This is a genomic window from Microbacterium sp. PRF11 (genome assembly GCF_031844085.1).
In the GTDB taxonomy this organism is placed as follows: Bacteria; Actinomycetota; Actinomycetes; order Actinomycetales; family Microbacteriaceae; genus Microbacterium.
This window is the reverse complement of sequence record NZ_JAUZUP010000005.1, coordinates 138,294-164,060: the sequence shown is the minus strand read 5'-3', so window position 1 is coordinate 164,060 and position 25,767 is coordinate 138,294. Positions and strand designations below refer to the sequence as shown.

Below are 25,767 nucleotides of genomic sequence, written 5' to 3'. Positions count from 1 at the left end.
TCGTGTGCGCCGCGGCGCCCCCGTTTCGATCTCGTCAGGAGAACTCCCGTGTCCCAGACCCTCCCGTCCGGCTCCCTGAGCGGCAAGACCGCCCTCGTCACCGGTTCGTCGCGCGGAATCGGTGCCGACACCGTCCGGTACTTCGCCGAGGCCGGCGCGAACGTCGTCATCAACTTCCGCAACAAGGCGCCCCGCGCCGAGAAGCTCGCCGCGCAGCTGCGCGAGCTCGGCGTCGAGGCCCTCGTCGTGGGGGCGGATCTCACCGATCCCGAGTCGGTGACGGCGATGTTCGGCGAGGTCGAGCGCACCTTCGGCGGCCTCGACATCCTCGTCCTGAACGCCTCGGGCGGCATGGAGTCGGGCATGGCCGAGGACTACGCGCTCGTGCTGAACCGCGACGCGCAGGTCAACGTGCTCGAGACGGCCCTGCCCCTGATGAAGGACGACGCGCGCGTGGTCTTCGTCACCAGCCACCAGGCGCACTTCATCCGCACCACCCCGACCATGCCCGAGTACGAGCCGGTCGCCCTGTCCAAGCGCGCTGGCGAAGACGCGCTGCGCGAGAAGATCCCGGCCCTCGAGGGGCGCGGCATCGGCTTCACCGTCGTCTCGGGCGACATGATCGAGGGCACCATCACGGCGACCCTCCTGGAGCGTGCGAACCCCGGCGCCATCTCCGCCCGCCGCGAAGACGCCGGCAAGCTCTACAACGTCTCGGAGTTCGCCGCCGAGGTCGCCCGCGCGGCGGTCGACCCGGTCCCCGCCGACAACACCCGCCTCGTCGGAGACACGGGTTCGTTCGGGGGCGAGTGATCATGCGGCCGACCGACATCCAGACACTGATCGGGGTCGGTCGGCCCTCGATCGCCGCCACGGGCGCGTTCGCGGTCTTCGCGACCTCGCGCCCCGATCTCGCCGCCGACCGCGCCGTCGGTCAGCTGTGGCGGGTCGAGCTCCCCGCCGGGTCGCCGCGGCGCATCACGCGCGGGACGGCCGACCGCTCTCCGCGGCTGTCGCCCGACGACAGGACCGTCGCCTTCCTGCGCGACGACGCGAAGGGCCGCGCGCAGGTGTTCGTCGTCGCCGCTCACGGCGGCGAGCCCGTGCAGGTCACCGATCAGCCCGGGGGAGTGACCGCTCTCGCGTGGTCGCCCGACGGCTCGCGTCTCGCCTTCACCGCGCGCGTTCCGGAACCGGGGCGGTACGGCACCGTCGAGGGCCGGGATGCCGCGGCCGAGCCGCCGCGCCGGATCACCGGCATCCGGTGGCACGCGAACGGTCTCGGTTACCTCGATCGGCCCGCGCAGGTGTTCGTCGTCGACGCGCCCCCCACCGACGCGGAGCCCTTCTACGAGCCGGTCCCCGGCCTCGATGCTCCCGAGCGGCGCGTCGTGCCCGAGCCCGCCGCGCAGCTCACGCACGGCGACACGAGCTGGAACGGCGTGGTCTGGACGACCGACGGTGCCGAACTGCTGAGCGTTCCCGACGTGATCGAGACCGCCCGCCGCGACCTGCGCGACCGGGTCGTCGCGATCTCCGTCGACAGCGGTGAGCAGCGCGAGGTGCTCAGCGTCGCCGAGAACCTGTCGGTCGCGACGGTGGACGTGGCTCCCGACGGGGCCGTGTTCGTGCTCGCGAACGACGTGGGCGACGACGGCACCGACTTCGTCGCTCCCGGTGTCGCGCTCTTCGTGCTCGACGCCGACGGCCCCCGCCTCCTCACCGACCCCGAGACGATCGACCTCGGCGAGGTCGGTAGCCACCTGTCGTTCGACGGCGACGACGTGCTCGTGCAGGATCGCACCCGCGGACGGCTCCGACTGTTGCGCGTGTCGCGCGACGGCCGGGTGGGCGAGGTGCTGGGCGGCGACCTCGAGATATCGGGACACGCGGTCGCGCGGGGCCGGGTCGTGGCATCCGTCGCCTCTCCCGAGTCCTTCGGCGAGCTCGTCGTGGTCGACGGGGCCGAGGTGCGCGCGCTCACGACGTTCGGTGCCGCGGCACGGGAGGCGGGCATCGTCGTGCCGGTCGAGCACGAGATCGCCGGCCGCGACGGATACCCCGTGCACGGCTGGGTCGCGACGCCCGCGGGCGAGGGGCCGTTCCCCGTCATCCTGCAGATCCACGGCGGGCCCTACGCCTCGTACGGCGTGCACCTCTTCGATGAGACGCAGGTGCTCGTCGAGGCCGGGTACGCCGTGGTCTACAGCAACCCGCGGGGGAGCGCCGGGTACGGCCGCGCGCACGGGCGCTCGATCCGTCGGCGCATGGGGACCCTCGACTTCTTCGACGTCATGGACTTCTTCGACGGCGTCGTCGCCGCCGACGCTCGCCTCGACGGCGACCGGGTGGGGATCATGGGCGGCTCGTACGGCGGATACATGACCGCCTGGGTCATCGCGCACGACCGTCGCTTCGCGGGTGCGATCGTCGAGCGCGGCTTCCTCGATCCCGCGGCCTTCCCCGGGTCGAGCGACATCGGCTCGTTCTTCGGTCAGGAGTACGTGGGCACCGACCCGCTGCTCGTCGCGGCCCAGAGCCCGATGGCCGTCGTCGACCAGGTCCAGACCCCGACGCTCGTGCTGCACTCGGAGCTGGACCACCGCTGTCCGCTGGATCAGGCCACGCGGTACTACGCGGCCCTGCGGACCAACGGCGTCGAGGCCGAGATGCTCATCTTCCCCGGCGAGGATCACGAGCTCACACGGGCGGGCCGACCGCAGCACCGCGTGCAGCGCTTCGACGCGGTCCTCGAGTGGTGGAGTCGTCACCTGCCCGCACGGTGACGGACGAGGGGCCCGGATGCCATGGCATCCGGGCCCCTCGTCTTCATGGTCACACGGCTCTGCCGAACTGGATCGCGCGGACGATCTGGAAGACGCCGAGGACGATCAACGAGATGCCGATGAGGAGGAACAGCGTCACGGCGCCCAGCAACGGCGAGAAGAGCAGGATGACGCCCGCGACGATGCTGACGATCGCGAAGAAGATCGTCCAGGCGCGGGCCTTCGAGGCGTGACCGGCGGTCGTGAGCGAGACGACGCCCTCGACGATCCACAGGATGCCGACAAGAGTGCCGATGAACACGCCCAACCAGGCCGTGGTGGCCGACAGGTTCGCGAACGAGAACACGCCGGCGACGATGAAGAGCACGCCGAGTACCAGGTGTCCGATGCGAGCCCAGCCGGAGCGCCAGAAGACACCAATGCCGAGGTTCACCAGGCCGGCGATGATCACGTAGACCGCGATGATGCCGACGGCGACCTCGGCGGTGCGGCCGGGCCAGATGAGGATGAGCAGGCCGATGACGAGGGAGAGGGCTCCGCTCACACCGAGGGCGGTGCGCACGGCGGTGATCGCGGGATTCGTCGTGGACGAGGACGACATGGCGAGCCTTTCTGAGCGGTTGCTGTGAACAACGCTCACCCTAGACCCGAGGGTGAGGTCGCGCGACGGCCCCGTCGCGCGGGCTCAGCTCTCGTCCGAGCGCGCCCCGAACACGATCTCGTCCCACGACGGCATCGACGGGCGGCCCTTGGTGCGACGACCGGGGTCGGCCGGTCCGCGCTCGTTCTCGCTCCGCGGCTCGGGCGTCTCGTCCGCGGGAGCGGGCTCGGCCGCATCGAACAGCGACACGGGGGGACCGGCGGGGCGCGGCTCGGGCTCGACCTCGGTCGCTCCGGGCAACGGCTCGCGCTGCCCGCGGCGCCGACGGAGCGCCTCGAGGAGGTCGGCCGTCTCTGCGGAGGTCACGGGAGCGTCGGGGGCGCGCTTGATCGCGGCAGCCTGGACGGCCGCGGCCACCGGGCCCGTGGCCTCGACCCCGGGTTCGTCGTCGATGTCGATGCGACGGGGACCGAAGGCTCCGCTGTCGAAGCGAGAGTCGTCCTTCTGCACATTGTCGAGGGCGCGCAGACGAGGGATGAGCCCCTCGGGAAGAGAGCCCTGTCTCGACAGCTGGATCGCGTCGGCGTTCTGCGGAGAGAGGCTGCTGCGACGCGGGTCGAAGCCCCACCGCGCGTCGTGCTCGATCCCGTTCGCGGTGAACTCGAGCTTGATCATCCAGCCCGAGCTCTCTTTCCAGCTCGTCCAGCGCTCGGCCGAGGCGCCCGCCTCGCCGAGCTTGGCGCGCACGGCGGCGCCGAAGGTGATGGGGGCGTCGTGTTCGAGCGTGCCGCCGAGCAGGACGGGCACGGCCAGGGCCTGGTCGACGATGTGCTCGCGCTCGGCCAGGACGGGGCGTTCGAAGCGCTCCACGTCCTCTACGCGCGCGTTCAGCAGCGACGCCACCTCGCGTGCGGACAGACCGGCACGAATGTGCGCCTGGATCTCTCGAGGGCTGGGGCGCGGTGCCCGGTCGTCGTCCTCGCGGTCCCGACGCGCACGGCGCGCTTCCGCGCGCAGCACCTCGTCGAGAGCGAGGGCGAAGCGTTCGCCCGCCTGAGTCGCCACGACGAGGACGTCATCCTCGGTTCCGATGACTTTGAGCTGTTCCATGCGAAACACCCCTCCGATCTGCGGTCAGAGCCCATGCTCACACGCGCCGGGCCGGCATCCGGGAATATCGCGGGCGTGCCGCGAGTTTCCCGTCCCGCCAGGCACGCACGCATCCGCACGAGCATTTGCTTATCGAGGACGCGTCATGCAAACTATGGCCGCCCGATCGGGCACCCGATGGGGCACAGCACCACGAATTCCGGAAGTTGAGACCTGCACGCATGGCAACCGATTACGACGCACCGCGCAAGACCGAGGACGACAGCGAGTCGATCGAGGCCCTCAAGGAGCGCGTGCCCGACAAGACGTCGGGGTCGATCGACAACGAGGATGCCGACAACCCCTCGGGCTTCGAACTGCCCGGCGCCGACCTCTCCGACATCGAGCTCGACGTCGTCGTGCTCCCCGCTCAGGAGGACGAGTTCACCTGCATGAACTGCTTCCTCGTGAAGCACCGCTCCCAGATCGCCGAGGAGAGCGGCACCGGCTTCATCTGCCTGGAGTGCGCAGCCTGACCTGAGCGCGCTGGATCGCCGCGACGAGGCGATCCGGCGTGCGGGTGGACACCACCCAGGACGGGGTCGGATCGTCGGGATCGGTCACGGGAATTGTGACGACGCCGTCGATCCCACCCCGGATGACATGCCATGCCCGCCGGTCGAGACCACTCCCGCGGGCGGTACGGGCCTCCTCGGCGACGACGCCGACGGGATCGCCCAGGAACTCCACCGGGATGTGCGCCCTCCCGGCTCGCAGCTCGCCCGCGCGCACCTCGACCACGGGGGAGACGGCCAGGAGCCCGATCACGATCGCCAGAGACACCACGAGCCCGATGAAGAGGGCGAGGGTGGTGTCCAGCGGAGAGAAGACGACGGCGGCCATCGGCCCGCACACGGCGGCGGCGACGAGCGCCCACAGCGACGGGCTGAGACGTTCGCGGTAGTCGGCTGCGGTGCGGATGCCGCACCCCCTCTTCTGCATTACCCTCGTGGGGTGACCGAAACGGTGGACGTCCTCATTGTCGCATCCGAGCCCCCGGTCTTCGCCCACCCCGGCGACGCCGGAGCCGACCTCACCTCCGCCGAGGCCGTCCGGCTCGAGCCGGGTCGGCGCGCGCTGGTGTCCACCGGCGTGCGCATCGCGCTTCCCGAGGGATACGCCGCTTTCGTGGTCCCGCGCAGCGGTCTGGCCGCCAAGCACGGCATCACCATCGTCAACGCGCCCGGGACGATCGACGCCGGTTACCGCGGTGAGATCAAGGTCGCGTTGCTCAACACCGACCTCGACCACGCCTACGACATCGCGGTCGGAGACCGCATCGCCCAGCTCATCGTGATGCCCGTTCCGCGCGTGCGATTCGTCCCCGTCGACGAACTCCCCGACAGCGTGCGCGGCGAAGGCGGCTTCGGATCGAGCGGATACCAGACCCTGCAAGGGAGCACCCGATGACAGACGACGCGTCGCAGACCACGCCCGAGACCGACGAGGCCGATGAGGCCGCGGTCGTGGCCGCACCGCCCGCGAAGAGCGCGCCGGCCGACCGCGACACCACCGGTCCCTTCGACGAGGCCGAGGCCAACCCGGTTCGCCCCTACATCGATCTCGGCGGCATCAAGATCCTCCCGCGCGAGGGCCTGAACCTGCGCCTCGAGGTCGAGGAGCAGACGCAGCGCATCGTCGCCGTCGGTCTCGACTACGCCGACTCCACCCTGCAGGTCCAGCCCTTCGCAGCTCCGCGCACGAGCGGCCTGTGGGAGGAGACCCGCGATCAGATCCGCCAGCAGGTCAAGCAGCAGGGCGGACGCGTCGAAGAGCGCGAGGGGCCCCTCGGTCCCGAGCTCCTCGCGGAGGTGCCCGTGGCCGGAGCCGATGGAGCGGGCAAGCGACTCGCGCGTTTCGTCGGTGTCGACGGCCCCCGCTGGTTCCTTCGCGGAGTGGTCGGCGGCGCGGCGACCTCCGACATCGAGGCCGCGGCCGCGGTCGAAGACCTCTTCCGCTCGATCGTCGTCGTGCGCGGTTCGTCGCCGATGCCGCCGCGCGACCTGATCCCTCTCCGGATGCCGTCGACCCCCGGCACGGCATGAGCGACGACGCGACGCGAGACGCGCGGGACGCCGACCGCGTCCCCCTCGAGCCGCCGTCCGCCGCGGAGTCCGTCAGTGCGGCGCTCGGCAACGCCGCGCGTCGCGCCGGCCTCGACCCGTCGAAGCACACCACGACCGGCGCGGCCGTGTGGTCGGCGATGGGTGGGGTGCGCGGCATCCTGGAGTCGGTGCTGCCCTCGGTGGCGTTCGTCGTGCTGTTCACCCTCACCGTCGATCCCGAGACGCGACAGGGCAATCTGCCGCTGAGCCTCGGTGTGTCGGTCGGGCTGGCCGCGGTGTTCACCGTCGCGCGGCTCGTGGCGAAATCTCCGCCGAGTGCGGCGATCGGCGGACTGCTGGCCACGGTCGGAGCGGCCGTCCTCGCGCTGGTGACCGGACGCGGCCAGGACAACTTCGTGCTCGGCTTCTTCACCAACGGCGCCTACGGCACGGCCTTCCTCGTCTCGGCGCTCGTCGGCTGGCCGCTGATCGGTCTCGCCGCCGGGTACCTGCTGGGCGAGGGGACGCGCTGGCGCGCGGACCGCCGCAAGCGTCGCGCCTACACGTGGTTGTCGATCGCGTGGGCCGCGCTGTTCGCGGCTCGCCTCATCGTCCAGCTACCGCTGTACTTCGCTGGTGACGTCACCGCGCTCGGCACGCTGAAGATCGTCATGGGCCTGCCGTTGTTCGCGCCGATGCTCGCTGTGACGTGGCTCGTCGTGCGAGCTCTCCACCCCCGGCGCGAGTCCTGATATTATCTTGACATCAAGATAAATCCGTCCCCCTTCGCGGTTAGGTCGACCTTCCTGGAAACGGTCTCGCAGCGCGGGGAAGATGGAAAGAGCGGGCCCACGCCTGCGCATTCGCCGACGAAGGAGACGATCGTGTCCACGGTTGACAGCTTCGGTGCCAAGAGCACCCTGACGGTCGGCAGCACCGACTACGAGATCTTCCGTATCGACACGGTCGCCGGTCACGAGAAGCTCCCCTTCAGCCTCAAGGTGCTGCTCGAGAACCTGCTGCGCACGGAAGACGGCGCCAACGTCACCAAGGAGCAGATCGAGGCGCTCGGCTCGTGGGTCCCCACGGCCGACCCCGACACCGAGATCCAGTTCACGCCCGCGCGCGTGGTCATGCAGGACTTCACCGGTGTGCCCTGCATCGTCGACCTCGCCACCATGCGTGAGGCCGTCACCGCTCTGGGCGGCGACCCCAACAAGATCAACCCGCTCTCGCCCGCCGAGATGGTCATCGACCACTCGGTCATCGCCGACCTCTTCGGCAGCGAGAACGCCCTCGAGCGCAACGTCGAGATCGAGTACGAGCGCAACGGCGAGCGGTACCAGTTCCTCCGCTGGGGCCAGACGGCGTTCGACGACTTCAAGGTCGTCCCCCCGGGAACCGGCATCGTGCACCAGGTCAACATCGAGCACCTGGCGAAGGTCGTCTACGACCGCTCGGTCGACGGCGTTCTGCGCGCCTACCCCGACACCTGCGTCGGCACCGACTCGCACACCACCATGGTCAACGGACTGGGCGTGCTCGGCTGGGGCGTCGGCGGCATCGAGGCCGAGGCCGCCATGCTCGGCCAGCCCGTGTCGATGCTGATCCCGCGCGTCGTCGGCTTCAAGCTGTCGGGCGAGATCCCCGCCGGCGTCACCGCGACCGACGTGGTCCTCACCATCACCGACATGCTGCGCAAGCACGGCGTCGTCGGCAAGTTCGTCGAGTTCTACGGCGAAGGCGTCGCCTCCGTGCCCCTGGCCAACCGCGCCACCATCGGCAACATGAGCCCCGAGTTCGGCTCGACCGCCGCGATGTTCCCCATCGACGACGTCACGCTCGACTACCTGCGCCTGACCGGCCGCGACGAGCAGACCGTCGCCCTCGTCGAGGCCTACGCCAAGGAGCAGAAGCTCTGGCACGACCCCGACCGCGAGCTCGTCTTCAGCGAGTACATGGAGCTCGACCTCGGAACGGTCGTCCCCTCGATCGCCGGCCCCAAGCGCCCGCAGGACCGCATCCTGCTGTCCGACGCCAAGAACCAGTTCGAGAAGGACATCCTCAACTACGCCGGCGCCTCGGTGTCCGACTCGATCGTCGACCTCGAGGTCGACGGCACCTTCCCGGCATCCGACCCGGGCTCGGTCCCCGGCGAAGAGCACGAAGACGTCACCGAGAGCGAGGTCCTGATCTCGTCGGGTCACCCCGCCAACGCGTCGAACCCGGTCAAGGTCACCACGCCCGACGGTCAGTCGTACCTGCTCGACAACGGTGCGGTCACCCTCGCGGCGATCACCTCGTGCACCAACACCTCCAACCCCTCGGTCATGATCGCGGCGGGCCTGCTCGCCAAGAACGCCGTCGACAAGGGCCTGAAGCGCAAGCCGTGGGTCAAGACGACGCTCGGCCCCGGTTCGAAGGTCGTCACCGACTACTACGAGAAGTCCGGCCTCGACAAGGCGCTCGAGGGCCTCGACTTCTACACCGTCGGCTACGGCTGCACGATCTGCATCGGCAACTCGGGTCCGCTCATCGAAGAGGTCTCCGAGGCCATCAACGAGAACGACCTCGCCGTCACGGCGGTCCTCTCGGGCAACCGCAACTTCGAGGGCCGCATCAGCCCCGACGTGAAGATGAACTACCTGGCGTCCCCGCCGCTGGTGGTCGCGTACGCTCTCGCCGGTTCGATGAACTTCGACTTCGAGACCGACGCCCTGGGCAAGGACCAGAACGGCGACGACGTCTTCCTGAAGGACATCTGGCCCGCGCCCGACCAGGTGCAGACCATCATCGACGCGTCGATCTCGCGCGAGCAGTTCATCCAGCAGTACGCCACCGTCTTCGAGGGCGACGAGCGCTGGAAGAACCTGCCCACCCCGACCGGTCCGGTCTTCGAGTGGGATGCCGATTCCACCTACGTGCGGAAGGCCCCCTACTTCGACGGCATGACGATGCAGCCCGACGCGGTGCGCGACATCACCGGCGCGCGCGTCATGGCGACGCTGGGCGACTCGGTCACGACCGATCACATCAGCCCCGCCGGAAACATCAAGGCCGGCACCCCGGCCGCGCAGTACCTCACCGAGCACGGCGTCGCGCAGAAGGACTTCAACTCCTACGGCTCGCGCCGCGGCAACCACGAGGTCATGATCCGCGGCACGTTCGCGAACATCCGTCTGAAGAACGAGCTCACCGCGGCCGTCAACGACGGCACGGTCGTCGAGGGCGGCTTCACGCGCGACTTCACCCAGGAGGGTGGCCCGCAGTCGTACATCTTCGACGCGAGCCAGAACTACCAGGCGCAGGGCACCCCGCTGGTAATCTTCGGCGGCAAGGAGTACGGCTCCGGCTCGTCGCGCGACTGGGCGGCCAAGGGAACGAACCTCCTCGGCGTCAAGGCGGTCATCACCGAGAGCTTCGAGCGCATCCACCGCTCCAACCTCATCGGGATGGGCGTCGTGCCCCTGCAGTTCCCCGCCGGCGAGAGCTGGAAGTCGCTGGGCCTCGACGGCACCGAGATCGTTTCGATCGAGGGCCTGGAGCAGCTCAACGAGGGCGTCACGCCGAAGACCGTGAAGGTCACCGCGGAGCCGAGCGAGTTCTCGCCCGAGGGCAAGCAGACCGTCACGTTCGACGCCGTGGTCCGCATCGACACCCCCGGTGAGGCCGACTACTACCGCAACGGCGGCATCCTGCAGTACGTGCTGCGTTCGCTGGTCTGACGCACCGCTGTATCGAGCGCCCGTCCCGATCCGTCGGGGCGGGCGCTCGTGCGTGGTGGCGGGCGTGACCACCGATCGCCCCCGACCGCAAGCCGTTGCCGGGCCTGCGCCGGCCCCCGAGACTAGAATCGACCCGTACGCGCGCCACCGCGCGCAACCACGAGAGGAGTCGTATGGCTCTCCTACCCGGCATCCACGGACCCCGCGACCTCGACGGTCTGACGCCCGAACAGCTGCGTCAGCTCGCCGCCGAGGTCCGTTCGTTCCTGGTCGAGAACGTCGCCCGCACCGGCGGGCACCTCGGCCCGAACCTCGGCGTGGTCGAGCTGACGATCGCGTTGCACAAAGTGTTCGACTCCCCGTCGGACCCCATCATCTTCGACACCGGTCACCAGTCGTACGTGCACAAGATGCTCACGGGCCGTCAGGACTTCTCCCTCCTGCGCTCGCGCGGCGGGCTCGCCGGCTACCCGCAGCGTTCCGAGAGCGAGCACGACGTCGTCGAGTCCTCGCACGCTTCGAGCTCCCTCAGCTGGGCCGACGGCGTCTCGCGCGCGTTCAGCCGTACGGGGCGGCGTGACCGGCACGTCGTCGCGATCGTCGGCGACGGCGCGCTGACCGGCGGGATGACGTGGGAGGCGCTCAACAACATCAGCGACGACAACGACCGCAACCTCGTCATCGTCGTCAACGACAACGGCCGCTCCTACGCACCGACGATCGGCGGCATGGCGCGCTACCTCAACCGGGTCCGCACCAACGAGGCCTACCGCACCCTGCACCGGGGCTCGGACACGTTGTTCCGCCGGCTGGGACCGGCCGCACGGGCCGTCTACCGCGGAGTCCGCGGCGGTACCCACGGCTTCCTCTCGCGCTTCACCAACAACGAGGCGCTCTACAGCAACCTCGACATCAAGTACCTCGGCCCCATCGACGGGCACGACTTCGAGTCGCTCATCGAGACGCTCGAGCTCGCCAAGTCCTACGGCGCGCCCGTGATCGTGCACGCCATCACCGACAAAGGCAGCGGCTACGCCCCGGCCATGAGCGACGAGGCCGACCAGTTCCACGCGGTGGGCAAGATCGACCCGATCACGGGCGAGGCCCTCGGCGCGGGCGGCGGTCTGCAGTGGACCGACGTCTTCGCCGAGGAACTCGCAGCGGTCGGCGCCGAACGCGACGACGTCATCGCCATGACGGCCGCGATGCTGCGCCCCACGGGTCTGCAGCAGTTCGCGGAGCGCTTCCCCGAGCGCGTGTACGACGTCGGCATCGCCGAGCAGCACGCCGTCGCGTCCGCGGCCGGCCTCGCCTTCGGGGGTCTGCACCCGGTCGTGGCGATCTACGCCACCTTCATGAACCGGGCCTTCGACCAGGTCATGATGGACGTCGCCCTGCACAAGGCGGGCGTCACGTTCGTCCTCGACCGCGCCGGCGTCACGGGTCCCGACGGGCCCAGTCACCACGGCATCTGGGACCTCGCGATGCTGCAGCTCGTCCCCGGCATCCGGATCGCCGCGCCCCGCGACGCCGCTCGCCTGCGCGAGGAGTTCCGCGAGGCGACGGCCATCGAAGACGCGCCGACCGTCGTGCGCTACCCCAAGGGCAAGGTGCCCGCCGACGTCGAGGCGATCGAACGCCTGCCCGACGGGGTCGACGTGCTCGCCCGCGGCGGCGGCGACGACGTGCTGCTGGTGGGCATCGGTCCGATGGTGCACCTCGCGATGGAGGTCGCCGAGCGCCTCCGGGCCCAGGGCATCGGTGCGACGGTCATCGACCCGCGCTGGGCGATCCCCGTCCAGCCGTCGGTCATCGACCTGGCTCGCGAGCACCGCCTGGTCATCACGATCGAAGACGGCATCCGTGTCGGCGGGGTCGGCACGCGTGTGCGGCAGGTGCTGCGCGAGGCCGGTGTCGACACGGCCGTCGACGAGCTCGGCATCCCCGACGAGTTCATCGACCACGCGACGCGCGAGCAGATCCTGGAGGATGCCGGTCTCACGGCGTCCAAGATCGCCCATGATGTGGTGGCGCAGGTGCTCGGCACCCGCATCCCGGTCGCCCGGCAGACGCCGACCGGGTCGATCCCCACGATCGACGAGTGGGAGAAATCGCGGCCCTGAGCCGGTGACACGCGACCCCCGCACACTACAGCGGCGCCGCCCCCTCGGGGATGGCGCCGCTGTCGTGTCCGGAGCGTCAGGCTCCGATGCCGCGGATGGGCGGGTGGTGGAACGTGTCGCCGAAGGCGCGCTCGGACGCCCCCTCGCGGTCGAGGTAGGGCGAGGCCCCACCGTCGATGAAGGGCCAGCCGGCGCCGAGGATGAGGCACAAGTCGATGTCCTGCACCTCGGGGACCACGCCCTCGTCGAGCATGATCTTGATCTCCTGCGCGAGGCCGTCCTGCACGCGGGCGAGGATCGTCTCGGGCGCGACCGGCGTCTTTCCGGTGATAAGGACCTTCTGCGCGGCCTTCGTCCAACCGGTCACCCGGCCGCCCTTGTCCTTCTCGACGACCTCGGGGAGAGCAGCGAGCTCGTGGAAGTTCTCCGACGAGAAGAACCGCTCGGGGAACGCATGCGCCATCGTGTCCTGCACGTGCGCCGCGACCTTCCAGCCCACCAGGTCGATGAGCTGGAACGGCCCCATCGGAAGACCGAGCGGCGCGAACGCCTTCTCCACGACCGCGATCGGGGTGCCCTCGTACACGGTCCGCGCCGCCTCGCCCATGACCTTCGCCAGAAGGCGGTTCACGACGAAACCGGGGGCATCGGCGGTGAGCACCGCGTTCTTGCCGAGGCCCTTGGCGACGACGAAGGCGGTGGACAGCGCCGCGTCGGAGGTGGCATCCGTCTTCACGACCTCGATGAGCGGCATGACCGCGACCGGGTTGAAGAAGTGGAAGCCGACCAGGCGCTCCGGGTTCTGCAGCACCGAGCCGATCTCGGCGACCGAGAGCGACGAGGTGTTGGTGGCGAGGATCGCATCGTCCGCCACGATCTTCTCGATGGCCGAGAACACCTCCTGCTTCACGCCGACCTCTTCGAACACGGCCTCGATGACGAAGTCGCAGTCCGCGAACTCCGAACGGTCGGTGGTGCCGTGCACGAGGGCGCGCAGCTGGTTGGCGGTGTCGCCGTCGAGGCGCCCCTTGGCCTCGAGCTTGCCGATCTCGTCGCGGATGGATGCCACACCCTTGTCGACGCGACCTTGATCGAGGTCGGTGATGATCACCGGGACCCGCAGCTTCCGCACGAACAGCAGAGCGAACTGCGAGGCCATGAGCCCGGCGCCGATGACGCCGACCTTGGTGACCTTCTTCGCGAGCGCCTTGTCGGGGGCCCCGACCGGACGCTTGGCGCGCTTCTGCACGAGATCGAAAGCGTACATGGATGCCGCGAACTGGTCGCCCGTGATGAGCTCGGCCAGCGCCTCGTCTTCGCGGGCGAACCCCTCGGCCTTCGTGCCGCTCTTGGCCTTGTCGAGCAGATCGAGCGCGACGTAGGGGGAGCGGGGCACGGTGCCGATCTTGGACTCGAGCATGCCGCGGGCCATCTTGATCGCGATGGGCCACTTGGTGAGGCGCTCGAGCTTGCCGGGCTCGTTCTTGCGCTCGACGCGCACCCGGCCCGTGAGCACGCCGTCGGCCCACCGCAGCGAGTCCTCGAGGTAGCTGGCCGCGGGGAAGATGGCATCCATGATCCCGAGGTCGAACGCCTGCTGCGGCTTGAGCATGCGGTTCTGCTTGAGCGGATTCGAGATGACGACTTCGAGCGCGTTCTCGATGCCGATCAGGTTCGGCAGCAGGTAGGCGCCACCCCAGCCGGGGATGATGCCGAGGAACACCTCGGGCAGGGCGATCGCCGCGGCCGAGGCGTCGACCGTGCGGTAGGTCGAGTTCAGCGCGATCTCGAGGCCGCCGCCGAGGGCGAGGCCGTTCACGAAGGCGAACGAGGGCACACCGAGCTCGGACAGCGAACCGATGACCTGGTGCCCGCGCTGGGCGATGAGCCGCGCGACCTCTTTCGACGGCAGCTTCGCCACGTCGGACAGGTCAGCGCCGGCCGCGAGAATGTACTGCTTGCCGGTGATCGCGACGGCGTGGATCTCGCCCGCGGCGGCGCGTGTCCTCAGCGTCTCGAGCGTCTGCCCGAGCTCGGCGAGCGTCGCCGGCCCGAGCGTGTTCGGGCGCGTGTGATCGCGTCCGTTGTCCAGCGTGATCAGCGCGAGCACGTTGCCCGAGGGCAGGCGCACATCACGGACGGGGGAGTGGGTGACGACCTCGTCGCCGGTGAGGGCGTCGAGGGGCGAGAAATCGATGGTCGAGTAGTCGGTCACTTGCGCTTCTTCTTTCCGTCGAAGAAAGGGTTCTCCCAGATGACCGAGCCGCCCTGGCCGAGGCCCACGCACATGGCGGTGAGGCCGTAGCGCACGTCGGGACGCTCGGCGAACTGCGCGGCCAGCTGGATCATGAGACGGACTCCGGATGCCGCGAGCGGGTGGCCGAGGGCGATGGCGCCGCCCCAGGGGTTCACGCGCGGGTCGTCGTCGGCGATGCCGAAGTGATCGAGCAACGAGATCACCTGGATGGCGAAGGCCTCGTTGAGTTCGAACAGACCGATGTCGTCGATCGTCAGACCGGCCTTCTTCAGCGCCTTCTCGGTCGAGGGGATCGGGCCGATACCCATGATCTCGGGCTCGACGCCGGCGAAGGCGAACGAGACCATGCGCATCTTCGGCTGGAGGCCGAACTCCTTCACGGCGTCGGCGCCGGCCAGCAGGCTGATGGTCGCGCCGTCCGTCAGAGGCGACGAGGTGCCGGCGGTCACGCGACCGTGGGGACGGAACGGGGTCTTCAGCGTCGCGAGACCCTCCACCGTGGTCTCGGGACGACGCCCCTCGTCTTCGGTGGCGAGACCCCAGGCGCCCTCGGCGTCCTTCACGGCGACGGGCACGAGGTCGGGCTGGATCTTGCCGGCCTCGTAGGCGGCCTGCACCTTGTGCTGGCTCGCGGCGCCGTACCGGTCGGAGCGTTCCTTCGTGAGGTGCGGGAACCGATCGTGGATGCGCTCGGCGGTCACACCCATGTTGAGCGCGCCCGGGTCGACGAGCTTCTCGGCCACGAAACGGGGATTGGGGTCGACGTTGCCGCCGATGGGGTGCCGACCCATGTGCTCGACGCCGCCGGCGAGGGCGAGGTCGTACATGCCGACGCCGATCGAGGCGCCCATCGTGGTGACGCTCGTCATGGCGCCGGCGCACATGCGCTCGATCGCCAGGCCGGGGACGGTCATCGGCAGACCCGCGAGGATCGCCGCCGTGCGCCCGAGGGTCAGGCCCTGGTCACCGGTCTGCGACGTCGCGGCGATCGCCACGTCGTCGATCCGGTCCTTCGGCACGTCGCCGTTGCGCTCCATCAACCCGATGATCGCCTTGACCACCAGGTCGTCGGCGCGGGTGTTCCAGTACATGCCCTTCTCGCCGGCGCGCCCGAAGGGGGTGCGCATTCCGTCGACGAAGAAGACGTCCGTCATCTCGGCCACTCTGCCTCCATAGTTTGGGATGTCCCCAGCCTAGGAAGAGCGTCGCGGCCCGCGGAATCGGTTGTCCGAACCTACGAATCCGTGGCAGACCCGTCTTCATCCGCGTTGAGGGAAGCTACAAAGCTATCGGCGATCACCTGTGCGGTCTGGTCAATCTGCCAGGGGCGCGCGCCGAGCTCCGCCAGAGCTGCTCCGACCGACTGCGTGGACACCTCGGCCGGCGGATTCCACGCCACCCGGCGCAGCGTCTCCGGGGTGAGCAGGTTCTCCGTCGGCATCCGGAGTTCCTCCGCGCGCGCCTCAACCGCCGGTCGCGCCTTCTTCAGGCGCCGGTCGGCCTCGGGATTGCGATCTGCCCACGCGCGCGGCGGAGGGAGGGTGTCGCTGGGAACGCGGTCGGCGGGAAGGTCCGTCGACTCGCGCCCGGCGACGATCGCGTTCCACCAGCGGTCCAGCTGGGTGCGGCTGGCCCGTCCGTTGAACTCCTTGACGCCCGCGAGCGCCTGCTTGCTCGCGGGATCGGCGAGCACGGCGGCGACGAGGGCGCGATCGGGCACGAGACGGCCCGGAGCGACGTCCTGCTCGCGGGCGTAGTCCTCCCGCGCCTGCCACAACGACCGGGCGACGGCGAGAGATCGACGACCGCGCACGCTGTGCAGGCCGCTCAGTCGGCGCCAGGGATCGTCGCGCGGCGGCTTGGGTTCCCGGTCGAGCACGGCCTGGAACTCCTGCCGCGCGATCTCGGTCTTGCCCTGCTCGGTCAGTTCGGCGTCGAGCACGTCGCGCACATCGATGAGGTGCTCGACGTCGAGGGCGGCGTATTCGAGCCAGGATGCCGGCAGCGGACGGGTCGACCAGTCCGCTGCCGAGTGCGCCTTGGCCAGGGTGATGCCGAGGGTCTGCTCGACGACGGCGCCGAGACCGACGCGCTCATGCCCGAGGAGGCGCGAACCCAGCTCGGTGTCGAAGATCGACGGCGGCTCGAGCCCGCGCTCGCGCAGGGACGGCAGATCCTGGCTCGCCGCGTGGAACACCCACTCGACCCCGCCGATCGCCGCCTGCAGGGGCGCGAAGTCCTCGATCGTGGACGGGTCGAAGAGGAACACCCCCGCTTCCCGACGGAACACCTGGATGAGGTAGGCCCGTTGCGAGTAGCGGAACCCGGAGGCGCGCTCGACGTCGACCGCGACGGGACCGGTGCCGGCGGCCAGGGTCTCGCACGCGGCGCTCAGTCCGGCGGCATCCTCGATGACGATGTACTCAACCACGCGTAGGCCTCCGGGCTCCGAGAACAGCGACGCCCTCCGACCCCGGGGGGAGACCGGCGAGCATGCACACGAGCTCCGCCCACGCCTCGAGGTGCGGGCGGAAAGGACCGCGCGGCGACCATGACGCGCGAAGTTCGATCTGCGATCCCTCGCCCTGCGACGCGAGGGCGCCGAAGCCGGTGGAGAGCGTCTTGGTGGCCGTGCCCGACTCCGAGTGGCGCTCGGCGCCGCGGGAGTCCAGGGCGTCGATGAGCCACGACCAGGCCACCTCGGCGAGGAGGGGGTCGACCCCGATCTCGGGCTCGAGCGGGGCCTGGGCGAAGCAGACGATGCGCCAGGCGCCGCCCCACGGCTCGGGCTGCTCGGGATCGTGCAGGAGGATGAACCGGCCGGTGCCGAAGGGCGAATCGGTCGCGTGCTCCTCGGGGCGCACGTCGCCGGCGAGGGCGAGCGAGAACGGTGCGAGCCCCGCGGGAGAGGGGATCTCGCGAACGACCAGATCGGCACGGAACGTGGTGGCGCGCAGCTCGTCGGCTGCTCGTGCGAAGGGGCTGGCGGCCTCCGACGGGCGATGCTCACTCACGTCCACAGACTAGAGTGAGGCCTCGATGAACGCTTCCAGGCGCGCCGCGGGTCCCCGCGCCTCGCGCCGCCGCACCACCGGTCTCGGCATCGCCCTCTCGTCCTTGAGTCTCGCCCTCGCCGCTTCGGCGGGAGCCCTCGGGGCCGTGTCGTTGCGCGTTGCACGCACCGTGGTCCGGCCCGCGGGTCGCGTGCCCGACACGCGGATCGTCCGCCTCGACGCCGCGGCCCAGACGATCACGCTCGAGCGCACGCCCGACACCGTCCTCCCCGGCCGCTACGGTCTGTTCACGGTGGGCTCCGCGGACTATCTGCGTCTGGGCGCGGTCGTCGGCTCCGACGAGGCCACGGTGACCCGCAAGCTCCTCACGCACGTGCCCGCCGACGGCGACCTCGCCCCCGAGGCGGCGTTCAGCGGCTGGTACTACGACCGTCCGGAGCAGCTCCACCTCCCGATGGAGGCGGTGGACATCACCACCGACGTCGGTCCCTGCCCGGCGTGGGAGTTCCCGGCCGAAGCCGACACCGACGTCTGGGTCATCCAGGTCCACGGGCGCGGCACGACGCGGGCGGAGGCGCTGAGAGCGGTGCCGGTGTTCCACGATCTGGGTATCACGAGCCTCGTCGTCTCGTACCGCAACGACGGGGACGCGCCCCGCAGCCCCTCGGGTACCTACGCCCTCGGAGCGACGGAGTGGCGCGACCTGGACGCGGCGATCGGCTACGCCCGGCGCCAGGGCGCCCGCCACGTCGTCGTCATGGGGTGGTCTATGGGCGGGGCGCTCGCCCTGCAGGCGGCGTTCGAGTCGTCTCACGCCGATGTCATCGCCGGTCTCGTCCTGGAGTCCCCGGTGGTCGACTGGCGCACGGTGCTGCGTTTCCAAGGACGGATGCTGCGTCTGCCCGCCCCCGTGATCGCTCTCGCGCAGTCCGCGATCCGGACGCCGTGGGGAGCCACGGTGCTGCGCAGTGGCGAACCGATCCCGCTCGACCGCCTCGACGGGGTCGCGCGGGCGGCGGAGCTTCGGCATCCGATCCTCATCCTGCACAGCGACGACGACGGATTCGTCCCCTCCGACGCCTCGCACGCTCTCGCCGGGGCGCGTCCCGACCTCGTCACGATGGAGACTTTCGAGGTGGCCCGCCACACGAAGCTGTGGAACTATGACGAGACCCGCTGGGCGGGCGCCATCCGCGAGTGGGTGCGCGCCCGGGGGCTCACCCGCGACTGATCCGTCGGCGGTTCGTCGGGCCGATCCTCTCGGAGCGGTCCGGATGCCGCGGCCTCAGGCGGCGCGCTTCTGGCGCACTTGGCGCTTGGCCCGCATGAGCATGCCCGTCATGCCCGCGATGCGGAGCGGGCTGACGGCCCGGGTCAGGCCGATGCTTTGCGGGAAGTCATCGGGGACCGACAGCATCTCGTCGGCCGTGAGCCCCGTGAGCCCCTGCGAGAGGATGCTCGCGAACCCGCGCGTGGTCGGGGCCTCCGCCGGTGCCGTCGCATGCATCGCCACTCGATCGTCGTCGTCGACCGTGACGATGATGAAGACGGGCGACTGGCACTCGGCCACCCGCTCGCTCAGTTCGGGGTGGTCGGCGAACTCGGCTGGCACCTCGGGCAGCTCCTGCGATAACTCCAGCAACAGCTGCAGGCGGTCGGGCTCATCGAGCTCGAGGAACTCGTCGCGGATCTCGGCGAGGCGGGCGGGGAGGGCGTTGTCGGACATCACCGTCATCCTCCCACGCCCGTGCACCGGCCGGCCCGGAACGCGGGCGCCCCTCGGGCGAGATCACACGATCGGTTCGAGATGACACGGACGACGCGCAGTCGATCGTGTGCGCTCGTGCGGATCGTGTGATCTCGGCGGGCTGCGCTCCCGGTCGCGATCAGCGGCCGGGGACCTCGCCCGGCTCCGAGCCCGACACGATCGGCACGCGCACGGCGCTGCCCCACTCGGTCCACGAGCCGTCGTAGTTGCGGACGTCGTCGAAGCCGAGCAGGTGCTTCAGCACGAACCAGGTGTGGCTCGAACGCTCACCGATGCGGCAGTACGCCACAATCTTGTCGCCATCGGCCAGTCCGGCGCCGTCGCGGTAGATGGCATCCAGCTCCGCGCGCGACTTGAAGCCGCCGTCCTCGGCCACGGCCTTGCCCCACGGGACGCTCTGGGCGCTCGGGATGTGGCCGGCGCGGAGAGCCCCCTCTTCGGGGTAGGCCGGGGCGGTGGTGCGCTCGCCCGAGTACTCCTCGGGGGAGCGCACGTCGATCAGGGGGTTGCCGAGGTGGGCGAGGACGTCCTCCTTGTAGGCGCGGATGAGGCTGTCGTCGCGCTCCACGACGGGGTAGTCGGTGGGCTCGACCTCGGTCTTGTCGGTGGTGAGCGGGCGCCCCTCGGCGATCCACTTGTCGCGGCCGCCGTCGAGCAGGCGCACGTCGTCGTGTCCGAAGAGCGAGAACACCCACAGGGCGTAGGCGGCCCACCAGTTGTTCTTGTCGCCGTAGATGACGACGGTGTCGTCGCGGGAGATGCCCTTGCGGCTCAGGAGCTTCGCGAAGCCCTCGCCGTCGACATAGTCGCGCACGACGGGGTCGTTGAGCTCGGTGTGCCAGTCGACCTTGACGGCGCCGGGGATGTGGCCCGTCTCGTAGAGCAGCACGTCCTCGTCGGACTCGACGACGACGAGGCCCTTCTGGCCCAGACGCTGTTCGAGCCATTCACCCGTGACGAGCCGGCCGGGCTCGGCGTACTCGGCGAACTTGGGGGAGGTTTTGTCGAGCTCGACGGTCACGGGTACTCCTCGGTCAAGGCGATGCATGGGGCGGCATAAGGTGGACACCGCACCATCGACCCTAGATCCGCGGCGTGGGGCACGCACCCCTCCCGTAAGACTTGGACTCAGGACGGCCATGACCTCCACTCCCGCCACGACCGGCCTCATCCACCTCATCGACCGCGAGCCCGCGGTCTCGGGTGCCGACATGGTCAACGCCCTCGTGCCGCCGCCCCAGTTCGACGGGGCGACGTTCGCGTCCTACCGCGCCGACGACGCCTACCCCTCGCAGCAGGAGGCGAAGGAGCTGCTCCAGGCCTTCGCCGGGAAGCAGTCGGCGCCGGTGAAGAAGGGCGGCTTCTTCCGGCGCGCCGAGAAGGTCGCCCCGGTCAAGCCCGGCGTCTACCTCGACGGCGGCTTCGGTGTCGGCAAGACCCACCTCCTCGCCGCGATCTATCACGCGATGCCCGCCCGCCGGAAGTACTTCGGTTCCTTCATCGAATACACCGCTCTCGTGGGGGTGCTGGGCTACGCCAAGGCCGTCGAGCTGTTCCGCGGATCCGACCTGCTGTGCATCGACGAGTTCGAGCTCGACGACCCGGGCGACACCATGGTGATGACCCGCCTGCTGGGCGAGCTCGTGGCATCCGGGACTCGATTGGCCGCGACCTCGAACACCCCGCCGAACGCCCTCGGAGAAGGACGCTTCGCCGCGCAGGACTTCCTACGCGAGATCCAGTCGATGGCCGACAGCTTCCGGACGATCCGCATCGACGGCACGGACTTCCGTCAGCGCGCGATCGACGGAGAGGCGAAGGTGCTGTCCGACGAGGGGTACCGCGAGGCGATGGATGCCGCGGCCTCGGGCGCGGTGGCATCCGATGACGCCTTCTCCGACCTCGTGGGCCATCTGGCTCGCGTGCACCCCTCCCGCTTCATCCGTCTCATCGACGGGGTCGACGTGATCGGCCTGCGCGACGTGCAGGTGCTGCACGATCAGTCGGCGGCCCTGCGCCTGGTCGCCTTCGTCGACCGTGCCTACGACGCGCAGATCCCCATCCGCGCGACCGGCGTGCCGCTGAACACGGTGTTCAGCGACGAGATGCTCGGCGGCGGGTACCGGAAGAAGTACCTGCGCGCGGTCTCGCGCCTGGTCGCGCTGACGCACTCCTGACAGCAGGCGCATACGCGGCTCCCATTCGCGTGAAACGCGATGTTTACCTGGGGGCACGTGCTGTAACCGTTCGGAAACACGAGGCGAACGGAGGACGAAACCGGGGCTGGGAACACTGAGGGGACCCGACGCTACACCTGCGTCCCTGCAGAGAGGTTTCCTCGAGATGGATCAAGGCAACACCGCATTCATCCTGATAGCAGCCGCCCTCGTGCTGCTCATGACGCCAGGACTCGCGTTCTTCTACGGCGGTCTCGTCAAGGCCAAGAGCGTCATCAGCATGATGATGATGAGCTTCGGCGCGATGGGCCTGATGGGCGTCCTCTGGGTGCTCTACGGCTACGCGATCGCGTTCCCCACCACCGCTGAGGGGACCACCCAGTTCCCCTGGGCGATCGACTTCAGCAACCTCAGCCTGGCCGGCGTGCTCGAGACCCCCGAAGGTGCCGCTTACCCGCCGCTCGCGTTCGTCGCGTTCCAGGCCACCTTCGCCATCATCACCGTCGCGCTGGTGTCGGGTGCCATCGCCGACCGCGCCAAGTTCGGCGCATGGATGATCTTCGCAGCCATCTGGGCCACGGTCGTCTACTTCCCGGTCGCGAGCTGGGTGTTCAACTTCGGCCTCGCCGATGACGCCTCCTTCGCCTACGGCGGCTGGATCACGCACGGCATGCAGGACGTCTTCGGTGTCGGCGCGATCGACTTCGCCGGTGGTACCGCGGTGCACATCAACGCCGGTGCCGCAGCCCTCGCCCTGGCGCTCGTCCTCGGCAAGCGCGTCGGCTTCCAGAAGGGCGCCCACGTCCCCCACAACCCGCCGTTCGTCCTGCTCGGCGCGGGCCTGCTGTGGTTCGGCTGGTTCGGCTTCAACGCCGGTTCCGAGCTGGCTGCCGACGGCACCGCCGCCCTCGCATTCGTCAACACGATCGCGGCTCCCGCCGCCGCCCTTCTCGCCTGGCTGATCGTCGAGAAGGTCAAGGACGGCAAGCCCACCTCGGTCGGTGCCGCCTCGGGTGCCGTCGCCGGTCTCGTCGCCATCACCCCGGCGTGCGCCTCGCTGACGCCCTTCTGGGCCATCGTCCTCGGCCTCGTCGCCGGTGCCGTCTGCGCCCTGGCCATCGAGCTGAAGTTCAAGCTCGGCTTCGACGACTCGCTCGACGTGGTCGGCATCCACCTCGTCGGTGGTCTCATCGGAACGCTGTACCTCGGCTTCTTCGCCAACGGCACGGGCCTCATCTACAGCGGCTCGATCAACCAGCTGCTGGTCCAGGCGATCGCGGCCTTCGCGGTCCTCGCCTACTCCTTCGTGCTCGCCTTCGTCATCGGTTTCGCGATCGAGAAGACGATCGGCTTCCGCGTGAAGAACGAGGACGAGATCGCCGGTATCGACACCGTCGTGCACGGCGAGGAGGGCTACGTGCTCTCGGACGTGCGCGGCTGACACCGCCTCACCCCGGACGGGGCGTCACCGATTCGTCGGTGGCGCCCCGTTCCGCGTGCGCTGACGGCTGCGACCGGGGCCGCGTGCTTAGGTGTCGGTATGGGAAGAACGACCTCTCGCCTCGTGTCGGCTCTGCTGGGCGTGTTCCGCACGTCCAGCGCGCCCGCGCCGGCTCCTCGTGCCGCTCGGGCGACCCCCACGCGCTCGGTGGCCTCCACGGAGTCGGCGACCGTCGAGATCGCCCCTCCGCGGCGGATGACGATGTCGTACGCGCCCCAGCGCGACAACGCCCCCGACGGAGGCGAGATCGTGTGGACCTGGGTGCCGTACGAGGAGCGCGACGGCCGCGGCAAGGATCGTCCCGTCCTCGTCATCGGCAGGGCGGATGCCGCCCGCTCCTACGCCGTGCGTCTGACCAGCAAGCCGCACGACGGGGACCGCCAATACCTCGCCCTGGGTACGGGGGAGTGGGATCCGCAGCGGCGTCCGTCATGGGTCGACATCGAGCAGATCTACCTCGTGCACGACGCCGGGATGCGGCGGGAGGCCGCCGCTCTGGACCGCGCGCGGTTCGACACGGTGGCCGCGGCCCTCGCGGCGCGCTACGGCTGGAAACGCTGAGCGCGACATCGTTCCGTGAGACGCGGATGAGATTGTTCTCATCTACGTGAATCGTGCCGACCGAAACGTGTCGCATCGCTCGTCGCGCGATTAGCGTGATCGCGTGTCGCTGGATCCCGAGGAGTCATTCGCTCAGGTCGAGGCCGACGTCCGTCGCGCCGAGGCCCGCGCCGCGCAGATGCCGGCGTTCGAAGCCGCCGTGGCGAGCGTGCGCGGCACGGGGCGTTCGCGCGGGCGCGACGTCGTCGTGCACGTGGACTCCGGTGGCCGCGTCGTCGATCTCCGCTTGAGCGAGGCCGCCCTGGCCCGCGGGGCGCAGCGACTCGCGGCCGAGGTCCTCGCCACGATCCGCCAGGCCGAGGCCGACGCCCGCGAGAGCACCTTGCGGGCCGTCGCGGATCTGCTCGGCGACGACGACCCGATCGTCGCGCAGCTGCGTGCCGACGACACCCTCACCGCCTCACCCGAGAGGACCGCCGCCCATGGCCGATGACATCACCGTCGACTTCGACCTCCTGCGTCAGCACGCCGCTTTCGTCGACGGCCTCGCCGACGACGTGGCCTCCGCCCTCTCCGTCCTCCGCGGCGGCGACCTGCTGCCCGAGGCGTTCGGGCTGCTGTGCGCCTTCCTCGTTCCGCCCGGACTCGCGCTCTCGGCCGCGGCGACGGGACTGCTCGGCGAAGACCGGTCCATGCTCCTGCGCACCGCCGGCGAGCTGCGTCAGACCGCCGAGCAGTGGGAGCGGTTCGAGAGCGACACCGTCGCGACGATCCGTTCGCTCGAGTCGGCGATGGGGCTGTGATGAGCGCCACGATCGCTCCGGGCACGACGTTCTCGGGGTCGCGGGTCATCGAGTCGGGTCGCGGTCTCGCCGAGGCGGTGCGCAGCGGGAACTGGCTCGACGGGGGCATCGCTCTTCTCGACACCCTCGGAGACGCCGCTGCCGCGCTCACCGATCCGATCGCCACGCTCACCTCGTGCGGCCTGGGGTGGGTGATGGAGCACCTCAAGCCGCTCAGCACATGGCTCGAGCAGCTCACCGGCAGCGCGGGCAACGTCGCCGCGGTGGCGGCGGAGTGGACGTCGTCCGGCGCCTCGATGCGCCAGGCCGGAGCCGACCTCGCGCGGCGTCTCGGCGACCTCGACGGTCTGTCGGGCGGCAGCATCGCCGCCTATGTCCGTTTCGCCTCGGACGCCGCCCGCCACCTCGGCGCGTCGGGGGAGTGGGCCGACGCCGCCGCCAGCGGGCTCATGTCGGCGTCGACCCTCGTGACGAAGATGCAGGGTGTCGTGAAGTCGGCTATCTCGAAGGTCGTCGCCACGGCGATCGAGGCGATGGCCGTGGTCGCGGCATCCTTCGGGCTCGGCATGGGTTACGCGATCGCGCGCGTGGTCATGAAGGTCAACGAGATGGTCAACAAGGTCGTGCGCCCCCTGCGAGCGGTGCTCGGATCGGTCAAGGCGCTCACCGGTCTCGTGCAGCAGCTGCGCGGCGTCTTCGAGAGCACCTCGGCCACCACGGCCGCCACCCTGCGGGCCGGAGCGCAGACGGTCCGTCTCGACGCCGGTCCCGTCGTCGACGCCTCGGCCGCGACCGCGTACGGTGCGACCGCCGCGCACGACCTCACTGTGAAGGGGCGACGGGCCGACGGTGTGGCCTTCACGCCGCTTCCCGTCACGGGAGAGCACGCCTCCGGAGACTTCCGCCTCTCGGGCGCGGCTCCCTCTGTCGACGGTGCTCTCGTCGGTCGAGCCGGTCTCACCGGGGCCGGCGCCGATCTGCCGGGGGCGGGCGTCTCCGGCTCGGCTTCGTCGATGACGGATGCCACGACCTCGGGCGGGATGCGCGGGGCGAGCGCGGGCGCACTCCTGGGTGGCACGGCCGGCGGCGTCGCAGCGGTTGCCGCCGCCCGAAGCGGCGGAATGGGCACCGGGCCGGGCGGCCTGCGTCCTCCGGTCACCGCGGCGGGCGCGAACGCCGCGGGGAACGCGGGCGGCCGTCAGCGCCTCGGCCAGCGTCGGCGCGACCTGCGCGTGGTGATCGAGGAGTAGGCGCGGG

The 25,767-nt window shown here is 70.1% G+C and carries 24 protein-coding genes; 15 read left to right on the top strand and 9 right to left on the bottom strand.

The genetic code is table 11. The annotated features are described in order from the left end of the window. Positions 1-48: 48 nt before the first annotated feature. A complete protein-coding gene (locus Q9R20_RS14420) occupies positions 49-813 on the top strand; it encodes an SDR family oxidoreductase (RefSeq protein ID WP_311249978.1) in 765 nt (254 codons plus the stop codon). 2 nt (positions 814-815) lie between these two features. Next, positions 816-2,786, top strand: coding sequence for a S9 family peptidase (locus tag Q9R20_RS14415; RefSeq protein ID WP_311249976.1), 1,971 nt, complete (start codon positions 816-818; stop codon positions 2,784-2,786). Between the two features lie 49 nt (positions 2,787-2,835). Here Q9R20_RS14415 and Q9R20_RS14410 read toward each other — a convergent pair whose 3' ends face one another. Together Q9R20_RS14410 and sepH are read right to left on the bottom strand one after the other, a co-directional pair. Further along, on the bottom strand, positions 2,836-3,387 hold the full coding sequence (locus Q9R20_RS14410; RefSeq protein WP_311249975.1) for a DUF308 domain-containing protein: 552 nt from the start codon (positions 3,385-3,387) through the stop codon (positions 2,836-2,838). Positions 3,388-3,471: 84 nt separating this feature from the next. Beyond that, positions 3,472-4,497 (bottom strand): septation protein SepH, encoded by a 1,026-nt coding sequence (gene sepH / locus Q9R20_RS14405; RefSeq protein ID WP_311249974.1) that lies wholly within the window; start codon positions 4,495-4,497, stop codon positions 3,472-3,474. Between the two features lie 221 nt (positions 4,498-4,718). Here sepH and Q9R20_RS14400 point away from each other — a divergent pair, with 221 nt between their 5' ends. Beyond that, positions 4,719-5,012 carry a DUF4193 domain-containing protein gene (locus Q9R20_RS14400; protein WP_295837541.1) on the top strand — a complete coding sequence of 98 codons (294 nt, stop codon included), beginning with the start codon at positions 4,719-4,721 and terminating at the stop codon, positions 5,010-5,012. Here Q9R20_RS14400 and Q9R20_RS14395 read toward each other — a convergent pair. Next, positions 4,987-5,478: a DUF3093 domain-containing protein gene (locus Q9R20_RS14395; RefSeq protein ID WP_295837540.1), complete on the bottom strand. Its 492-nt coding sequence runs from the start codon at positions 5,476-5,478 to the stop codon at positions 4,987-4,989. The two genes, Q9R20_RS14400 and Q9R20_RS14395, sit on opposite strands and share 26 nt — an antisense overlap. 12 nt (positions 5,479-5,490) lie before the next feature. Here Q9R20_RS14395 and dut point away from each other — a divergent pair, with 12 nt between their 5' ends. From dut to dxs, 5 genes are all read left to right on the top strand, one after another. Further along, a complete protein-coding gene (gene dut, locus Q9R20_RS14390) occupies positions 5,491-5,946 on the top strand; it encodes a dUTP diphosphatase (protein ID WP_311249973.1) in 456 nt (151 codons plus the stop codon). Further along, on the top strand, positions 5,943-6,581 hold the full coding sequence (locus Q9R20_RS14385) for a DUF3710 domain-containing protein (protein WP_295837536.1): 639 nt from the start codon (positions 5,943-5,945) through the stop codon (positions 6,579-6,581). The genes dut and Q9R20_RS14385 overlap by 4 nt, the downstream gene beginning before the upstream one ends. Then, positions 6,578-7,333 (top strand): DUF3159 domain-containing protein, encoded by a 756-nt coding sequence (locus Q9R20_RS14380; protein ID WP_311249972.1) that lies wholly within the window; start codon positions 6,578-6,580, stop codon positions 7,331-7,333. The genes Q9R20_RS14385 and Q9R20_RS14380 overlap by 4 nt, the downstream gene beginning before the upstream one ends. Positions 7,334-7,465: 132 nt before the next feature. After that, a complete protein-coding gene (gene acnA, locus Q9R20_RS14375; protein ID WP_311249971.1) occupies positions 7,466-10,306 on the top strand; it encodes an aconitate hydratase AcnA in 2,841 nt (946 codons plus the stop codon). Positions 10,307-10,479: 173 nt separating this feature from the next. Continuing rightward, the gene (gene dxs, locus Q9R20_RS14370; protein ID WP_311249970.1) at positions 10,480-12,429 is read left to right on the top strand and encodes a 1-deoxy-D-xylulose-5-phosphate synthase; all 1,950 of its coding nucleotides are present in this window, start codon (positions 10,480-10,482) and stop codon (positions 12,427-12,429) included. 76 nt (positions 12,430-12,505) lie between these two features. Here the strand turns inward: dxs and Q9R20_RS14365 are convergent, their stop codons facing one another. From Q9R20_RS14365 to Q9R20_RS14350, 4 genes are all read right to left on the bottom strand, one after another. Next, complete coding sequence (locus Q9R20_RS14365; RefSeq protein WP_311249969.1) at positions 12,506-14,644, bottom strand: 3-hydroxyacyl-CoA dehydrogenase NAD-binding domain-containing protein; 2,139 nt, start codon at positions 14,642-14,644, stop codon at positions 12,506-12,508. Continuing rightward, positions 14,641-15,849: a thiolase family protein gene (locus Q9R20_RS14360; protein WP_311249968.1), complete on the bottom strand. Its 1,209-nt coding sequence runs from the start codon at positions 15,847-15,849 to the stop codon at positions 14,641-14,643. Before Q9R20_RS14360 ends, Q9R20_RS14365 begins: the two co-directional genes overlap by 4 nt. 71 nt (positions 15,850-15,920) lie before the next feature. Continuing rightward, positions 15,921-17,117, bottom strand: a complete 1,197-nt coding sequence (locus tag Q9R20_RS14355) for a ribonuclease D (protein WP_311249967.1) — start codon at positions 17,115-17,117, stop codon at positions 15,921-15,923. Then, positions 17,110-17,700 carry a DUF3000 domain-containing protein gene (locus tag Q9R20_RS14350; protein ID WP_295837520.1) on the bottom strand — a complete coding sequence of 197 codons (591 nt, stop codon included), beginning with the start codon at positions 17,698-17,700 and terminating at the stop codon, positions 17,110-17,112. The genes Q9R20_RS14355 and Q9R20_RS14350 overlap by 8 nt, the downstream gene beginning before the upstream one ends. 25 nt (positions 17,701-17,725) lie before the next feature. On the opposite strand from Q9R20_RS14350, the gene Q9R20_RS14345 reads away from it, so the two are divergent. After that, positions 17,726-18,931 (top strand): alpha/beta fold hydrolase, encoded by a 1,206-nt coding sequence (locus Q9R20_RS14345; protein ID WP_311249966.1) that lies wholly within the window; start codon positions 17,726-17,728, stop codon positions 18,929-18,931. A 54-nt stretch (positions 18,932-18,985) separates the two neighbouring features. Here the strand turns inward: Q9R20_RS14345 and Q9R20_RS14340 are convergent, their stop codons facing one another. Then, the gene (locus Q9R20_RS14340; RefSeq protein WP_311249965.1) at positions 18,986-19,426 is read right to left on the bottom strand and encodes a SufE family protein; all 441 of its coding nucleotides are present in this window, start codon (positions 19,424-19,426) and stop codon (positions 18,986-18,988) included. Positions 19,427-19,586: 160 nt separating this feature from the next. Beyond that, complete coding sequence (locus tag Q9R20_RS14335) at positions 19,587-20,489, bottom strand: sulfurtransferase (RefSeq protein ID WP_311249964.1); 903 nt, start codon at positions 20,487-20,489, stop codon at positions 19,587-19,589. A 118-nt stretch (positions 20,490-20,607) separates the two neighbouring features. Here Q9R20_RS14335 and zapE point away from each other — a divergent pair, with 118 nt between their 5' ends. The 6 genes from zapE (at position 20,608) to Q9R20_RS14305 (ending at position 25,760) form a co-directional block, all read left to right on the top strand. Next, positions 20,608-21,645 (top strand): cell division protein ZapE, encoded by a 1,038-nt coding sequence (zapE, locus tag Q9R20_RS14330; protein WP_311249963.1) that lies wholly within the window; start codon positions 20,608-20,610, stop codon positions 21,643-21,645. A 166-nt stretch (positions 21,646-21,811) separates the two neighbouring features. Further along, positions 21,812-23,086 (top strand): ammonium transporter, encoded by a 1,275-nt coding sequence (locus Q9R20_RS14325; protein ID WP_311249962.1) that lies wholly within the window; start codon positions 21,812-21,814, stop codon positions 23,084-23,086. A 99-nt stretch (positions 23,087-23,185) separates the two neighbouring features. Then, positions 23,186-23,707, top strand: coding sequence for a type II toxin-antitoxin system PemK/MazF family toxin (locus tag Q9R20_RS14320; protein WP_311249961.1), 522 nt, complete (start codon positions 23,186-23,188; stop codon positions 23,705-23,707). A 103-nt stretch (positions 23,708-23,810) separates the two neighbouring features. Next, positions 23,811-24,200, top strand: a complete 390-nt coding sequence (locus Q9R20_RS14315) for a YbaB/EbfC family nucleoid-associated protein (protein ID WP_311249960.1) — start codon at positions 23,811-23,813, stop codon at positions 24,198-24,200. After that, complete coding sequence (locus Q9R20_RS14310) at positions 24,190-24,510, top strand: type VII secretion target (protein WP_311249959.1); 321 nt, start codon at positions 24,190-24,192, stop codon at positions 24,508-24,510. Before Q9R20_RS14315 ends, Q9R20_RS14310 begins: the two co-directional genes overlap by 11 nt. Next, positions 24,510-25,760, top strand: coding sequence for a hypothetical protein (locus Q9R20_RS14305; RefSeq protein WP_311249958.1), 1,251 nt, complete (start codon positions 24,510-24,512; stop codon positions 25,758-25,760). Before Q9R20_RS14310 ends, Q9R20_RS14305 begins: the two co-directional genes overlap by 1 nt. The last annotated feature ends 7 nt before the right edge of the window (positions 25,761-25,767 follow it).

Excerpts from the sequence above, each read along its gene's own strand:
- Q9R20_RS14415 (WP_311249976.1), top strand. The coding sequence starts at position 816 with ATGCGGCCGACCGACATCCAGACACTGATCGGGGTCGGTCGGCCCTCG.
- Q9R20_RS14410 (WP_311249975.1), bottom strand. The coding sequence starts at position 3,387 with ATGTCGTCCTCGTCCACGACGAATCCCGCGATCACCGCCGTGCGCACC.
- sepH (WP_311249974.1), bottom strand. The coding sequence starts at position 4,497 with ATGGAACAGCTCAAAGTCATCGGAACCGAGGATGACGTCCTCGTCGTG.
- Q9R20_RS14400 (WP_295837541.1), top strand. The coding sequence starts at position 4,719 with ATGGCAACCGATTACGACGCACCGCGCAAGACCGAGGACGACAGCGAG.
- Q9R20_RS14395 (WP_295837540.1), bottom strand. The coding sequence starts at position 5,478 with ATGCAGAAGAGGGGGTGCGGCATCCGCACCGCAGCCGACTACCGCGAA.
- Q9R20_RS14385 (WP_295837536.1), top strand. The coding sequence starts at position 5,943 with ATGACAGACGACGCGTCGCAGACCACGCCCGAGACCGACGAGGCCGAT.
- Q9R20_RS14380 (WP_311249972.1), top strand. The coding sequence starts at position 6,578 with ATGAGCGACGACGCGACGCGAGACGCGCGGGACGCCGACCGCGTCCCC.
- dxs (WP_311249970.1), top strand. The coding sequence starts at position 10,480 with ATGGCTCTCCTACCCGGCATCCACGGACCCCGCGACCTCGACGGTCTG.
- Q9R20_RS14345 (WP_311249966.1), top strand. The coding sequence starts at position 17,726 with ATGAACGCTTCCAGGCGCGCCGCGGGTCCCCGCGCCTCGCGCCGCCGC.
- Q9R20_RS14340 (WP_311249965.1), bottom strand. The coding sequence starts at position 19,426 with ATGTCCGACAACGCCCTCCCCGCCCGCCTCGCCGAGATCCGCGACGAG.
- zapE (WP_311249963.1), top strand. The coding sequence starts at position 20,608 with ATGACCTCCACTCCCGCCACGACCGGCCTCATCCACCTCATCGACCGC.
- Q9R20_RS14325 (WP_311249962.1), top strand. The coding sequence starts at position 21,812 with ATGGATCAAGGCAACACCGCATTCATCCTGATAGCAGCCGCCCTCGTG.
- Q9R20_RS14320 (WP_311249961.1), top strand. The coding sequence starts at position 23,186 with ATGGGAAGAACGACCTCTCGCCTCGTGTCGGCTCTGCTGGGCGTGTTC.
- Q9R20_RS14310 (WP_311249959.1), top strand. The coding sequence starts at position 24,190 with ATGGCCGATGACATCACCGTCGACTTCGACCTCCTGCGTCAGCACGCC.
- Q9R20_RS14305 (WP_311249958.1), top strand. The coding sequence starts at position 24,510 with ATGAGCGCCACGATCGCTCCGGGCACGACGTTCTCGGGGTCGCGGGTC.